The following is a 12,573-nucleotide window of genomic DNA, read 5'->3' as shown; positions in this document are numbered from 1 at the left end:
CGGCGCGGGTGTCCCGGGCGACGGGGGGGCGCCGGCGCGGCGCCCCCCCCGCCCCCCCGCGGCCGCCCGCCCCCCCCTCTACCGGCCGGGGCCCACGGGGGCCCCCCGGCCCCCCCGGCCCCATCGACCAGGCGTCGTCGGACGGCAAGGAGCGCAGACCGTGATCGCAGCTTTTTCGGTGACCCCGCTGGGGATCGGCGAGGACGTGGGGGAGGCGGTGGCCGCGGCCGTGCGGGTGGTGCGGGCGAGCGGGCTGCCGAACCGGACGGACGCGATGTTCACCAGCATCGAGGGGGAGTGGGACGAGGTCATGCCGGTGATCAGGGCGGCGATCGAGGCGGTGAAGGCGTACGGCGACCGGGTGAGCACGGTCATCAAGATCGACGACCGGGCCGGGGTCACCGACGGCCTCACCGCCAAGGTCGCCACGGTCGAGCGGTACCTCGCGGAGGGCTGAGGCTCAGCCGGTCGAGGTGGGTTGGGGGCTGGGCTCGGCGGCCGGCCGGCGGGCGGCGAGCAGCCGGTCGAGGGAGTACGGGCCGGAGCCGAGCACCGCGATGGCCAGGAAGGCCCAGCAGAACATCACCGAGGCCTCACCGCCGTTCTGCAGCGGCAGCAGGGCGTGCTCCTGGTGGACGGTGAAGTAGGCGTAGGCCATCGAGCCGGAGCAGAGCAGCGCGGCCGTCCTGGTGCCGCTGCCGAGCAACACCAGGACGCCGCCGATGAGTTGGATGAGTGCGGCCCACCAGCCGGGCCACTGGCCGGCCGGGATGCTGCCGCCGCCCTTGGTGCCGCCGAGGACGCCGAAGAGCGCGGCGGCGCCGTGGCAGGCGAAGAGCAGGCCGACGACGATCCGGAAGGCCGTCAGGACGAGCGGTCGCGCGGCCTCGACGGCCTGCCGGGGGTTCGGGGGGATGTGTGCGGGCATGCCGGAACGCCTCCTGCGGGTGTGGGGGAGAAGGAGGGACGGGGCGGTAAGGGTAGACTTGGTCTAGTCCACTTGGCAATGCTCCGTCAGATAACGGTCTGGACCACTCCTCGCTCTTTCTTGACCGAGCGGTCTCGAAAGGGCTACTGTTCCGGTCATGGCACGGACCAAGGAATTCGACCCGGACGCGGCGCTCCAGGCAGCTCTCGAACTGTTCTGGCAGCGCGGCTACGAGGCCACCTCGATGGCCGACCTGGTCGAAGGGCTGGGCATCGCCCGGGCCAGCATCTACGCGACCTTCGGCAGCAAGCACGAGCTCTACCTGCGTGCGCTGGAGCGCTACAACGAACAGCACGACCCCGGCCTGCTGGCCGAGCTGTCCCAGCCCGGCCCGGTGCTGCCGGCCGTCCGCGCCCTGGTGCGCCGATACGCGGGAATGGGGGGCGAGGACCGCAGGCGCGGCTGCTTCATCACCAACACGGCCGTCGAACTCGCCCCGCACGACGAGGCGGCGGCCCGCCGGGTGGAGGTCAGCTACGACCACTTGGAGACGGCGCTGACCGCCGCCCTGCTGCGCGCCGGGGCCCAGGGCGAACTGCCCGCCGGGCGGGAGCCGCGGGCGCTGGCCCGGATGCTGGTGGTGCTGCTGCAGGGGATCCGGGTGGTGGGCAAGACCGCCGAGGGCGGGCCCCGGGTGCGCGACGCCGCCGAGCAGGCGCTGGCGCTGCTGGACTGAGCGCCGGTCCGGACCGGAGGCCCACGGGGGTGTCTCCGGCTCGGTCGGCCCGGCGTCCTGCGCCGTCCTCCATCGTCTTCCGTCGGCTTCCACCGGCTTTTGCTGCCTTTATTTTGGACCGAACGTTCTTAAAAATTTGGTGTGGGGGGAATCCATGAGTGTCACCACGACGGCGCGGGGGAGCTTCGCGCTGCTCGGTGTCGTCCAGGCGGTGCTGATCTTCACGATCATGATCCTCACCGTTCCGCTGCCCCTGGTCGCCCGGGAGCTCGGGCTCGGCCCGTCCGACGTCCTGCTGCTCAGCGCCGCGTACGGCCTCTCCTTCGCCGCCCTGCTGCTGCTCGGCGGGCGACTGACGGACCGTCACGGCGGCCGTCCGGTGCTCCGCTGGGGCCTGGCGCTGCTCGCCGCCGCTTCGGTCGCCTGCGCCCTCGCACCGGACTACCCCGTCCTGCTGGCGAGCCGCTTCGTCCAGGGCGCGGGCGCGGCCCTCGCCGCCCCGGCGGCGGTCGCCGTGGTCCGCCGGCTGCACCCCGAACCCGCCGCCTACCGGCGGGCGATGGCCACCTGGGGCGGACTCTCGGTACTCGGTGCGACGGCCGGCAGCGTGGTGTCGGGCCCGGTCGGCGCCGTGGTCTCCTGGCGCTGGCTGTTCGCGGTGCCCGTCGCGGTCGCACTGGTCGGCCTGCTCCGCTCCGGCACCCTCCCCGAGCCCGTACCCGCCGCCGTCCCGGCATCCGGCCCCGACCCCGACCGTGGACCCGCCCCCGCGAGCCGCCGCCCGGCACTGGACCTGCGCGGCGCGTTCCTCGCCACCACCGGCGTCTGCGCGGCGAGTTACGCCCTGGTGGCGTCCACCGAGCACGGCTGGAGCAGCCCCGGCGTGCTCGCACCGTTCGCGGGCGGCGTGCTCCTGCTGCTCGCCTTCGCCGCCGCCGAACGCCGCACCGTCGACCCGCTGCTGCCGCCCGGCTTCCTCGCCGACCGCCGCCGGGCCACCGCCCTGGTCGCCGTGATGGCGACCTCCGCGGGCACCGCCCTGGCCTTCGTGCTGCTCTCGCTCTACCTCCAGCAACTGCGCGGCTGGAGCGCGGCCGACACCTCCGCCGCGTTCGTGCCGTACGCGGTCGCCCTGCTGCTGTCCGGGCGGCTGGCCGGGCCGCTGACCGCCCGGTACGGTCCGGTGCCGGTCACCGCCGCGGGCCTCGCCCTGGAGGCGGCCGGACTCGCCCTGCTGGCCGGGCTCGACCCCGCCAGTGGCTACCCCACCGGGTTGCTGCCCGGACTGCTCCTGCTGCCCGCCGGCGCCGCCGCCTCCTTCGCCGGGGCGGCCGTGCTCGCCACCGGCGGGGTGGCACCCGAACGCACCGGCCTGGCGGCGGGCGTCCTCAACACCGCCATGGAGCTCGGCCCCACCGCCGGGCTGGCCGCCCTGATGGCCCTCGCCGCCACCCGCCCGACCGTCGTCGGCGGCTACGCGGCGGCCTTCGCCGCGGCCGCCGCCGGGCTGGCCCTGACCGCCGTCGCGGTCGCGGTCCTGCCCCGGGCCGGTGCCACCGGTGTCACCGGGGCCACCGGCGAGGTCACCACCGAGACCATCGCCGAGACCACCATCACGACCACCACCAAGACCACCACCAAGAGCACCACCCACACACCTGAATGCACCACTCGGACCAAGGAGTTCAGCTCATGAGCACGCGTTTCGCCGACAAGTCCGTCCTCATCACCGGCGGCGGCAGCGGCATCGGGCGGGGGATCGCGCTCGCCTTCGCCGGGGAGGGCGCCCGGGTCGCGGTCGCCGGGCGCAGCCTCGGCCCGCTGGCCGAGACCGTCGAGCTGATCGAGCGGGCCGGCGGCAAGGCCGTCGCGCTGACCGGCGACGTGACGAACGGCGAGGACGCCGCCCGGCTGGTCCGGGAGGTCGTCGAGCAGTTCGGCGGACTGGACGTCGCCGTCAACAACGCCGGGGTGTTCGGCGCGGCCGGTCCGGTCGCCGACATCGACGAGGACCAGTTCCGCTGGGTCTTCGAGGTCAACGTGACCGGCACCCTGCTGGCGATGAAGCACCAGATCGGCCACATGCGGGCCCACGGCGGCGGGGCCATCGTCAACGTCTCGTCCAACCTGGGCGTCCACAAGCGGGCCGAGGGCGCGGGCGCCTACAACGCCAGCAAGGCCGCCGTCACCGCGCTCACCCGCTCCGCCGCCCGTGACCACATCGGCGAGGGCGTGCGGATCAACACCGTCAGCCCGGGCCCGGTGGACACCCCGATGTCGACCCGCCCCGGCGAGAGCGACACCGCCAAGAGCGAGCGGATGAAGGCCGAGGTCCCGGTCGGCCGGGCCGGCGCGGTCGCCGAGATCGCCGCCGCCGTGCTGTACCTGGCCTCGGACGAGGCGGGCTACACCGTCGGTGCCGACCTGGTGCTGGACGGCGGCGTCACCGCCTGAGCCCGCCCGTGACGGCTCCGACGACCCCTTCGCCAAGGGGTCGTCGGAGCCGTTCGGCGTTCCTGGAGCGGCTGTTGCGCGCACGACCGGCCGAAATCTGACGCGAACGCGTAATCCCGGGGACACCGGTTGATCACCGCGGGGTTCCCGCGCCGTCGTTCGGGCAGGACACGGTTTCGGCCGGAACCAACACACGAAAGGCGGACGTGCCACCGATGCCGACCGCACCGCACCCCGTGCCCCTCGCGGGCCGTCGAAGCCGATGGGGCGAGCACGGGCTCGCCTGGGCTTTCCTGCTGCCCTCCCTGGTGGTCTTCGTCCTGTTCATCGGCTATCCGCTGGGACGGACGATCTACCTCAGCGGACACGCCAACGACCTCTTCGGCGCGCCCTCCCGCTACGTCGGCTTCAAGCACTACACCGACCTGCTGGCCTCCGCCGACTTCGGCCGGACGCTGGTCACCACCGCGCTGTTCACCCTGCTCACCGTGGTGCCCGGGGTGCTCGGCGCGCTGGTGCTGGTGCTGCTGCTGGAGAACCGGATCCGGGGCGTACGGCTGCTGCGCTCCGCCTTCGCGCTGCCCTTCGCCTTCTCGGTGGCCAGCGCCTCGGTGGTCTTCGCGGTGTTCTACAACCCGGCCAGCGGGGTGCTGAACGGCCTGCTGTCGCACCTCGGCCTGGGGCCGGTCGGCTGGTTGACCGAATCCCGGTACGCGCTGTTCTCGGTGGCCCTGACCACGGTCTGGATGAACCTCGGCTACAACGTACTGGTGCTCTCGGCGGGCATCGGCTCGATCCCCGGCGAGGTCGTCGAGGCGGCCCGGATCGACGGCGCCTCCGGCCTGCGGCTGGCCCGCTCGATCACCGTCCCGATGCTCGGCCCGAACCTGTTCTTCCTGACGGTGGTCTCCACCGTCCACGCACTGCAGAGTTTCGGCCAGATCCACATCCTCACCAAGGGCGGGCCGGACGGCTCCACCCGGACCCTGGTCTACTCCGTCTACGAGAAGGCCTTCGCCTACGGCTCCAGCGACTTCGGCACGGCGAGCGCCCAGGCCGTGGTGCTGCTGCTGGTCGTCCTCGCCTGCACGGCCGTCCAGTTCGGCGTCCTGGAGCGGAAGGTGCACTACGCATGAGCACGGTCGTCACCGAAGCCGAGGTCCGGGCCGATCCGCCCCGCCCGCGGGTCCGCCCCCTCGCCGGACGCTCCCCGCGCGACCTGCTGGGCCGCGCCGCCGTCTACCTGCTGCTCGCCGTCGCCGTGGTCACGGTGGCCTTCCCGGTGTACTACGCGGTGGTCGGCGCCTTCATGGAGCCGTCCGAACTCGCCTCCTACCCAACGGCGTTGGTGCCCCACTCGGTGACCGGCCGGAACTTCTCCGGCGCGGTGGACACCATCCCGCTGTTCCGGCAGTACGCCAACTCGGCGATCACCGCCACCGCCATCACCCTCGCCCAGCTGGTCACCTCGATCCTGGCCGCGTACGCCTTCGTCTTCCTGCCGATGAAGGCGCGGGCCGCGGTGTTCGGGCTGTTCCTGGCGACGCTGATGGTCCCCTGGGAGGCCATCATCATCCCCAACTACCTGACGCTGTCGGGCTGGGGCCTCGGCAACACCTACTTCGGCCTGGTGCTGCCGTTCCTCGCCTCCGGCTTCGGCACCTTCATGCTGCGCCAGGCCTTCCGCCAACTGCCCGGCGAACTGCGCGACGCGGCCCGGATCGACGGCGCCGGGCACTGGCGGTTCCTGTGGCGGATCGTCGTGCCGCTCAACAAGCCGGCCCTGGCCGCGCTGTCGATCTACGTCTTCCTGTCGGCCTGGAACCAGTACTTCTGGCCGCTCATCATCACCCGCACCGCCGAGATGCAGACCCTGCAGATCGGCCTCACCTCGCTGCGCGACGCCGAGATGGCCGACCCCGGCCTGATCCTGGCCGGCGTGGTGCTCTCCCTGCTGCCCACCCTCGCCCTGGTGGTCTTCGGCCAGCGCTTCATCGTCCGCGGCCTCACCGCGGGCGCCGTCCGCTGAGCCCGCACCCGCTCCGCCCGTACATCCCGCCGTACATCCCGCCCGTACATCCCGTTCGTCAACCGGAAAGAAGAAAACCCTCGTGAAGAAGAGTGCACGCGCGCTCGCGGCCCTGCTGGTGGCCGGCCTGTCCCTGACCGCCTGCAGCTCCAGCGGCTCGGACGCCGGCTCGGGCGGTTCCGCCGACGCCGGGGCGCCCGGTGCCCAGGCGCTCGACCAGGCCTCCGGCGTCACCACCGTCGAGTTCTGGCACTCGATGACCGGCAAGAACGCCGACGTGCTGAACGGCCTGGTGAAGGACTTCAACGCGGCCCACCAGGGCAAGATCGAGGTCAAGGCGCAGTTCCAGGGCAAGTACGACGAGCTGGTCACCAAGTACAAGGCCGCGGTGCAGCAGAAGGGCACCCCCGCCCTGGTGCAGGTCTACGACATCGGCACCCGCTTCATGATCGACTCCAAGCAGACCGTCCCCGCCCAGGCCTTCGCCGACAAGGACGGCTACTCGCTGGACGACCTCGACCCCAACATCCGCAACTACTACTCGGCCAACGGCAAGCTGGTCTCGATGCCGTTCAACTCCTCGATGCCGCTGCTCTACCTGAACACCGACGCCTTCAAGGAGGCCGGCCTCGACCCGGCGCAGCCGCCGAAGGACCTCAACGAGCTCGGTGACCTGGCCAAGAAGCTGACCAAGAAGGACGCCGACGGCAAGACCGTCCGCTACGGCTTCGGCGCCGCCATCTACGGCTGGTTCGTCGAGGAGCTGCTCGCCGAGTCCGGCACCATGTACTGCGACAACGACAACGGCCGCAGCAACAAGGCGGGCAAGGTCGTGTTCGACTCCGCCCAGGGCGCGCAGATCGTTCAGTGGTGGGCCGACCTCGTCAAGGGCGGCTACGCGGCCAACACCGGCCGGGTCACCGACGACGCCCAGGCCGCTTTCAAGTCCGGCACGGTCGCCATGCACCTGGAGTCCACCGGCGTGCTGCGCGGCTACACCGAGGCCGCCAAGTTCGGCGTCGGCACCGCGCCCTTCCCGAAGGTGACGGCCGCCGACCAGGGCGGCCCGGCGATCGGCGGCGCCTCGCTGTGGATCAGCGGCCCCGGCCACTCGGACGCCGAGAAGCGGGCCGCCTGGGAGTTCGAGAAGTTCGCCACCAGCCCGGAGCAGCAGGCCGTGTGGCACACCGGCACCGGCTACTTCCCGGTCAACAAGAAGTCCCTGGACGACCCCAAGGACAAGGAGTGGGTCGGCAAGTACCCGCAGTTCCAGACGGCCATCGACCAGTTGAAGGCCACCAAGCCCACCCCGGCCACCGCCGGCTGCCTGCTCGGCGTGATGCCGCAGGCCCGCAAGGGCGTGGAGACGGCCATCGAGCAGACCGTGGCCGGCGGCAAGACCGCCCAGCAGGCGCTCGCCGAAGCAGCCAAGGAGCTCCAGCCCGCGATCGAGAGCTACAACAGCTCGGTCGGCTGAGGCCGGTCACCCGCCCCGACCGACGGCCCGCCCGGCGCACCCCGCGCCCGGCGGGCCGTCCCCGTCCCGGGTCTGCTCCGGGGCGTGTCCTGCGGATCGGGCCCCAGGCCGGGACCGCGACGCCAGGGCCCGCCCTACGCCGAGAGCGCGGCGCCGTCCTCGGGCAGCACGCACGCGCCCGCCAGCTCGTCCAGCGACAGGTCCAGCGCGAACGCCAGCGCCGCGATGGTGAAGAACGACGGCGTCGGCGCCCGCCCGGTCTCGATCTTGCGCAGCGTCTCCGCCGAGACACCGGCCACCGCCGCCACCTCGACCATGCTGCGCTCGCCACGCGCCTCGCGCAGCAGCGCCCCGAAGCGCTCCCCACGCTCGCGCTCCCACGGGGTCAGCGGAGTCCTCACCATGCCGTCGAGTGTAGGGCGCCCGACCCTTCCGGGGAACCGTGATACAAATACCGGTATAAGAATTGGATCCAGGGGAGAGGTTCACCATGGTCGAACTCAAGTCGGACGCCGCCCTCGACGCGATGCGCGAGGCCGGGCGGGTGGTCGCCAACGCGCTGGCGGCCGTGCAGCGGGAGGCCGCCGCGGGCGTGAGCCTGCTGGAGCTGGACGAGGTGGCGCGGGGGGTGCTCACGGCCGCCGGGGCGACCTCGCCGTTCCTCGGGTACCGGCCGGCCTTCGCGCCGGTGCCCTTCCCCGCCGTCATCTGCGCCTCGGTGAACGACGCGGTCGTGCACGGCGTCCCGGACGGCTACCGGCTGCGCGACGGAGACCTGGTGAGCATCGACTGCGGGGCCGTCCTGGACGGCTGGTGCGGCGACTCCGCCGTCAGCTTCACCGTCGGCCCCGCCCGGCCCGAGGACGCCGAGCTGATCGATGCCACCCGGCGCGCCCTGGAGGCCGGGATCGCCGCCGCCGTGGTCGGCAACCGGATCGGCGACATCGCCCACGCCGTCGGAACGGTGGCCCGCGCCGGACGCTACGGGCTGCTCGACGGCTACGGCGGCCACGGCATCGGCCGCCGGATGCACGAGGACCCGCACGTCCCCAACGAGGGCCGCCCCGGCCGGGGTTACCCGCTGCGCCCGGGCCTGGTGCTGGCCATCGAGCCGATGCTGACGGCCGGCGGCCGCGACGACTACGACACCGACCCGGACGGCTGGACCCTGCGCACCACCGACGGCAGCCGGGCCGCGCACATCGAGCACACCGTCGCCGTCACCGAGGACGGTCCGCGGATCCTCACCCTGCCGTAGTCCCCGGCGGGTGACGGACGTTACGCCGTCCCGCCCGTCCCACCGGAGTACCGTGCGGGCATGACCGATCAGGACTTCACCACACGGGTCACCGTACGCGGGTACGAGACCGACACCCAGGGCCACCTGAACCAGGCCGTCTACCTGCAGTACGCCGAGCACGCCCGCTGGGAGTACCTCCACGCGGCCGGCATCCGCCAGGCCGAGCTGGTGGCCAAGGGCGTGGGCCCGGTCGTCCTGGAGACCACGGTGAAGTACCTGCGGGAGCTGCGCGCCGGGGACACGGTGGAGATCAGCTGCGCGTTCGTCTGGCGAGGGGGCAAGACCTTCCAGGTGGTGCAGCGGCTGACCCGCGAGGACGGCGTGCTCGCCGCGGAGGTCACCGGGGTGGGCGGCATCCTCGACCTGGTGGCCCGCCGACTGGTCGCCGACCCGCGCGAGCCGCTGCGCGCCCTGGCCTCGGACCCGGGACTGCTCGGCCTCTGACCTCCCGTCCGTCCGTCCGCCTGCCCTGCCCTGCCCTGCCCTGCCCCGCCCCGCGCCGGGGCGTCAGGCGGGCCGGTGCCGCCCGGCGGGCACGGGTGCCGTCCGGGGGTGGTCGGCGGCGGCGATCAGCGCGGCCAGCCCGGTGGTGACCGGCACCGCCGCGACCAGTCCGATGCTGCCGACCAGGGTGCGGGCGATCTCCTCGGCCACCAGTTCGCTGGTGGCCACCGACACCAGCGTCCGGTGCGCGACGGAGAACAGCAGCAGCAGCGGCAACGCGGCCCCCGCGTAGGCGAGCACCAGGGTGTTGACGGTCGAGGCGATGTGGTCGCGGCCGATCCGCATGCCGGTCCGGTACAGCCGGCCGGCGCCCATCGTCGGGTCGGCCTCGTGCAGTTCCCAGATCGCCGAGGTCTGGGTGACCGTCACGTCGAACAGCACGCCGAGCGATCCGATCACGAACCCGGCGAGCAGCAGGCCGCGGATCTCGATGCCGGGGTAGAGGCCGTGGACCAGCCCGGTCTCCTCCGAGGTGTCGCCGGTCAGCCGCGCCCAGGCGGCGAAGACCAGGCTGAGCACCCCGATCAGGACCAGCGACGCCAGCGTTCCGAGCACCGCCACCGAGGTGCGCGCGGAGAGCCCGTGGCACAGGTAGAGGGCGATCAGCATGATCGCGCTGGCGCCGACGATCGCCACCAGCAGCGGGTCCGAACCCCGCAGGATGGCGGGCAGGATGAACAGCGACAGCACGGCGAAGCTGATCGCCAGCGCGAACAGCGCGGCGGCCCCGCGCCAGCGGCCGATCACCACCACGACGACGGCGAACAGCCCGGCGAGCACGCCCATCGGGAGGTTCCGGTCCACGTCGACGACGCTGTAGCGCAGCTCCACGGGGGCGTTCGGCGCTGAGGTGAGGACGACCCGCTCGCCGACCTCGTGGCGCCGCGACTCGGACGGGTGGACGACCACCGTGAAGGTGCGGCCCCGGTCCGGGCCGTCGGTGACCTCGACGGTCTCCTGCCGGCAGGTGCCCCGGTCGGCGGGGCCGAGGTCGGCGCAGGGCAGTTCCTGGAGCCGGGTGACCAGGCCCTGCCGGATCTGCTGGTCGAAGCCGACCCCGGTGTGCTGGTGGGCCGGGACCCCGCCCGGCCAGAGCACCACCAGGCCGACGGCGACGGCGACCGCGAACGGTATCAGCACGGCCGCGACCACCGTGCGCAGACGGGCGGAGACCGGCGCGGCGGGCCCGTGGCCGTGGCCGTGGGCGTGGCCGTGCCCCACGGGCGCGGCGGGCCCCTCGTGCCGGTGCTGCTGCTCCTCGTGCGCGTGATCGTGCTCGTGCACGAGCGCGTTCCCGTCGTGCGGGTTCCCTGCCGTCACCTCACGCCTCCTCAGTTCTCCTCCACAGCACCCGAAATCATCGGCGTCCGGCCCGCCGTCACCCCGCAGGACACGAACGGTCGGCGCGCCGCCGCCGGGTGCGGGACGGCCCCCGTCCGCCGTCGGGGGATTGCCCCACCCCCGATCGACCGGCTGGCGGCATGGGCCCGATTCCCCTGCCGCAGCAGACTCTTGGGCATGTCGAAGCTCACCGGTACCACCCTCGCCACGCTGGCCGTCACCGTGCTGACCGCCCTTCCCGCCGCCGCCGCCGTCCCGGAGCACTCCGGCGCGGGCGGCCTCGACTGGACCACCTGCCAGGGCCGGGTCGACCCCCGCCAGCAGTGCGCCGACCTCACCGTCCCCCTGGACTACAACGACCCGGACGGCCGACAGATCACGCTCGCCGTCTCCCGGATCGCCACCGCCAAGCCGGGCCTGCGCCGCGGTGTGCTGCTGACCGTTCCGGGCGGGCCGGGCGGTTCCGGGACCGGCCTCCCCACGAGCGCCGTCGGGCGCCTCCCGCAGTCCGTCCTGGACCGCTACGACCTGGTCGGCTTCGACCCGCGCGGCGTCGGCGGCTCCACCCCGGTCAGCTGCGGTCTGGACCACTCCGACCTGGCGATGGTCAAGCTGCGCCCCTGGCCGGCCGCCGACGGCTCGATCGACACCAACCTGGCCACCGCCCGCCGGGTCGCCGAGACCTGTGCGCGCAACGGGGGACCGGTGCTGCGCAGCATCTCCACCGCCAACGAGGCCCGCGACATCGACCGGATCCGCCAGGCCCTCGGCGAGCGCAAGCTCTCCGCCTGGGGCACCTCGTACGGCACCTACGCGGGCGCCGTCTACACCACCATGTTCCCCGGGCACACCGACCGGATCGTGCTGGACAGCAACGACGACCCGGACCCGTCGAAGGTCGGCCGCGGCTGGCTGGCCGCCTTCGGCCAGGGCGCCGAGGACCGCTTCCCCGACTTCGCCGCGTGGGCCTCGGCGCCGGACAACCCGGACCGGGTCGCGGACACCCCCGAGCAGGTGCGCCCGCTGTTCCTGGACCTCGCCGCCCGGCTGGACGCGGCCCCACTGCCCTGGCCCGGCGCCAACCCGGCCGAGCTGAGCGGCAACGTGCTGCGCGAGTCCATGCTGAACAGCCTGTACGCGGACGCCAAGTTCCCCGACCTGGCCCGGCTGATGCTGGCGGGCCTCGGCCGCCGCCCGCTGCCCGCCCCGGTGGTGCCGCCCGACGCGGCGGTGCAGAACACCCTCGCGGTCTCCGTCGGCACGCTCTGCAACGACGTCCGCTGGCCCGCCGACCCGGCGGCCTACGCCAAGGACACGGCGGCCGACCGGGCCGCCCGGCCGCTCACCGCGGGCATGCCGGTGAACGTGATGCCCTGCGCCTTCTGGCCGTTCGCGCCCGCCGAGCCGCCGGTGCGGGTGACCGGCCGGGGGCCGGCGAACGTCCTGCTGGCGCAGAACCTGCGCGACCCGGCCACCCCGTACTCCGGCGCGCTCAAACTGCGGGCGGCGTTCGGTGACCGGGCGCGGATGGTGACGGTCGACTCCGGCGGCCACGACGTCTACCTGGCGAACGGGAACGCCTGCGGCGACGCGGTGGTGACGGACTTCCTGGTGACGGGCCGCCGCCCGGCCGAGGACGTGTACTGCCCGGCCGCCGACTGACGCCGACTGACGCCGACGGGGGAGGAGCAACGGGCCGTGGACGAACGGCCCTTGCTTCTGCGTGTACCCACGTTCGACCCTCACACATGAGTCGAACCTGTCGCGATTTTGTGACAATAGTTCGCCAACAGGCCCCCCACGG

Annotated in this window: 13 protein-coding genes; 10 read left to right on the top strand and 3 right to left on the bottom strand. The window is 73.3% G+C overall.

The genetic code is table 11. From position 1 onward, the window contains the following. Positions 1-160: 160 nt before the first annotated feature. Entirely contained in the window at positions 161-457 is a 297-nt protein-coding gene (locus ACFXPX_RS25585; protein ID WP_380531236.1) for an MTH1187 family thiamine-binding protein, read from the top strand. A 3-nt stretch (positions 458-460) separates the two neighbouring features. On the opposite strand, the gene ACFXPX_RS25580 is transcribed toward ACFXPX_RS25585, so the two are convergent. Then, complete coding sequence (locus tag ACFXPX_RS25580) at positions 461-928, bottom strand: DoxX family protein (protein WP_380531233.1); 468 nt, start codon at positions 926-928, stop codon at positions 461-463. Positions 929-1,085: 157 nt separating this feature from the next. Between ACFXPX_RS25580 and ACFXPX_RS25575 the strand changes: the two genes are divergently transcribed. The 6 genes from ACFXPX_RS25575 to ACFXPX_RS25550 all read left to right on the top strand — a co-directional run bounded on the left by ACFXPX_RS25575 (position 1,086) and on the right by ACFXPX_RS25550 (position 7,624). Beyond that, positions 1,086-1,664: a TetR/AcrR family transcriptional regulator gene (locus ACFXPX_RS25575; protein ID WP_380643453.1), complete on the top strand. Its 579-nt coding sequence runs from the start codon at positions 1,086-1,088 to the stop codon at positions 1,662-1,664. Between the two features lie 154 nt (positions 1,665-1,818). Continuing rightward, entirely contained in the window at positions 1,819-3,360 is a 1,542-nt protein-coding gene (locus ACFXPX_RS25570; protein ID WP_380643451.1) for an MFS transporter, read from the top strand. Beyond that, the gene (locus tag ACFXPX_RS25565; RefSeq protein WP_380531225.1) at positions 3,357-4,118 is read left to right on the top strand and encodes an SDR family NAD(P)-dependent oxidoreductase; all 762 of its coding nucleotides are present in this window, start codon (positions 3,357-3,359) and stop codon (positions 4,116-4,118) included. The genes ACFXPX_RS25570 and ACFXPX_RS25565 overlap by 4 nt, the downstream gene beginning before the upstream one ends. 215 nt (positions 4,119-4,333) lie before the next feature. Next, positions 4,334-5,254 (top strand): carbohydrate ABC transporter permease, encoded by a 921-nt coding sequence (locus tag ACFXPX_RS25560; protein ID WP_380408295.1) that lies wholly within the window; start codon positions 4,334-4,336, stop codon positions 5,252-5,254. Next, a complete protein-coding gene (locus tag ACFXPX_RS25555; RefSeq protein ID WP_380643449.1) occupies positions 5,251-6,147 on the top strand; it encodes a carbohydrate ABC transporter permease in 897 nt (298 codons plus the stop codon). The genes ACFXPX_RS25560 and ACFXPX_RS25555 overlap by 4 nt, the downstream gene beginning before the upstream one ends. Positions 6,148-6,229: 82 nt before the next feature. Beyond that, on the top strand, positions 6,230-7,624 hold the full coding sequence (locus ACFXPX_RS25550) for an ABC transporter substrate-binding protein (protein WP_380643448.1): 1,395 nt from the start codon (positions 6,230-6,232) through the stop codon (positions 7,622-7,624). 134 nt (positions 7,625-7,758) lie between these two features. Here the strand turns inward: ACFXPX_RS25550 and ACFXPX_RS25545 are convergent, their stop codons facing one another. Next, entirely contained in the window at positions 7,759-8,028 is a 270-nt protein-coding gene (locus ACFXPX_RS25545; RefSeq protein ID WP_359793523.1) for a helix-turn-helix transcriptional regulator, read from the bottom strand. Positions 8,029-8,114: 86 nt separating this feature from the next. Here ACFXPX_RS25545 and map point away from each other — a divergent pair, with 86 nt between their 5' ends. Further along, positions 8,115-8,882, top strand: coding sequence for a type I methionyl aminopeptidase (gene map, locus ACFXPX_RS25540; protein WP_380643446.1), 768 nt, complete (start codon positions 8,115-8,117; stop codon positions 8,880-8,882). Positions 8,883-8,942: 60 nt separating this feature from the next. Next, positions 8,943-9,368, top strand: a complete 426-nt coding sequence (locus ACFXPX_RS25535; RefSeq protein WP_380408287.1) for an acyl-CoA thioesterase — start codon at positions 8,943-8,945, stop codon at positions 9,366-9,368. A 63-nt stretch (positions 9,369-9,431) separates the two neighbouring features. Here the strand turns inward: ACFXPX_RS25535 and ACFXPX_RS25530 are convergent, their stop codons facing one another. Then, positions 9,432-10,748, bottom strand: coding sequence for a YibE/F family protein (locus ACFXPX_RS25530; protein WP_380643444.1), 1,317 nt, complete (start codon positions 10,746-10,748; stop codon positions 9,432-9,434). A gap of 198 nt (positions 10,749-10,946) precedes the next feature. Between ACFXPX_RS25530 and ACFXPX_RS25525 the strand changes: the two genes are divergently transcribed. After that, positions 10,947-12,431: an alpha/beta hydrolase gene (locus ACFXPX_RS25525; RefSeq protein WP_380643442.1), complete on the top strand. Its 1,485-nt coding sequence runs from the start codon at positions 10,947-10,949 to the stop codon at positions 12,429-12,431. Positions 12,432-12,573: the final 142 nt, after the last annotated feature.

The sequence above is a fragment of the Kitasatospora sp. NPDC059146 genome, assembly GCF_042786665.1.
Taxonomy (GTDB): Bacteria; Actinomycetota; Actinomycetes; order Streptomycetales; family Streptomycetaceae; genus Kitasatospora.
This window is presented reverse-complemented; position numbering and strand designations above follow the sequence as displayed.

Coding starts and splice junctions, on each gene's coding strand:
- ACFXPX_RS25525 (WP_380643442.1), top strand. CDS start 10,947: ATGTCGAAGCTCACCGGTACCACCCTCGCCACGCTGGCCGTCACCGTG.
- ACFXPX_RS25570 (WP_380643451.1), top strand. CDS start 1,819: ATGAGTGTCACCACGACGGCGCGGGGGAGCTTCGCGCTGCTCGGTGTC.
- ACFXPX_RS25575 (WP_380643453.1), top strand. CDS start 1,086: ATGGCACGGACCAAGGAATTCGACCCGGACGCGGCGCTCCAGGCAGCT.
- ACFXPX_RS25580 (WP_380531233.1), bottom strand. CDS start 928: ATGCCCGCACACATCCCCCCGAACCCCCGGCAGGCCGTCGAGGCCGCG.
- ACFXPX_RS25565 (WP_380531225.1), top strand. CDS start 3,357: ATGAGCACGCGTTTCGCCGACAAGTCCGTCCTCATCACCGGCGGCGGC.
- ACFXPX_RS25535 (WP_380408287.1), top strand. CDS start 8,943: ATGACCGATCAGGACTTCACCACACGGGTCACCGTACGCGGGTACGAG.
- ACFXPX_RS25560 (WP_380408295.1), top strand. CDS start 4,334: ATGCCGACCGCACCGCACCCCGTGCCCCTCGCGGGCCGTCGAAGCCGA.
- map (WP_380643446.1), top strand. CDS start 8,115: ATGGTCGAACTCAAGTCGGACGCCGCCCTCGACGCGATGCGCGAGGCC.
- ACFXPX_RS25555 (WP_380643449.1), top strand. CDS start 5,251: ATGAGCACGGTCGTCACCGAAGCCGAGGTCCGGGCCGATCCGCCCCGC.
- ACFXPX_RS25545 (WP_359793523.1), bottom strand. CDS start 8,028: ATGGTGAGGACTCCGCTGACCCCGTGGGAGCGCGAGCGTGGGGAGCGC.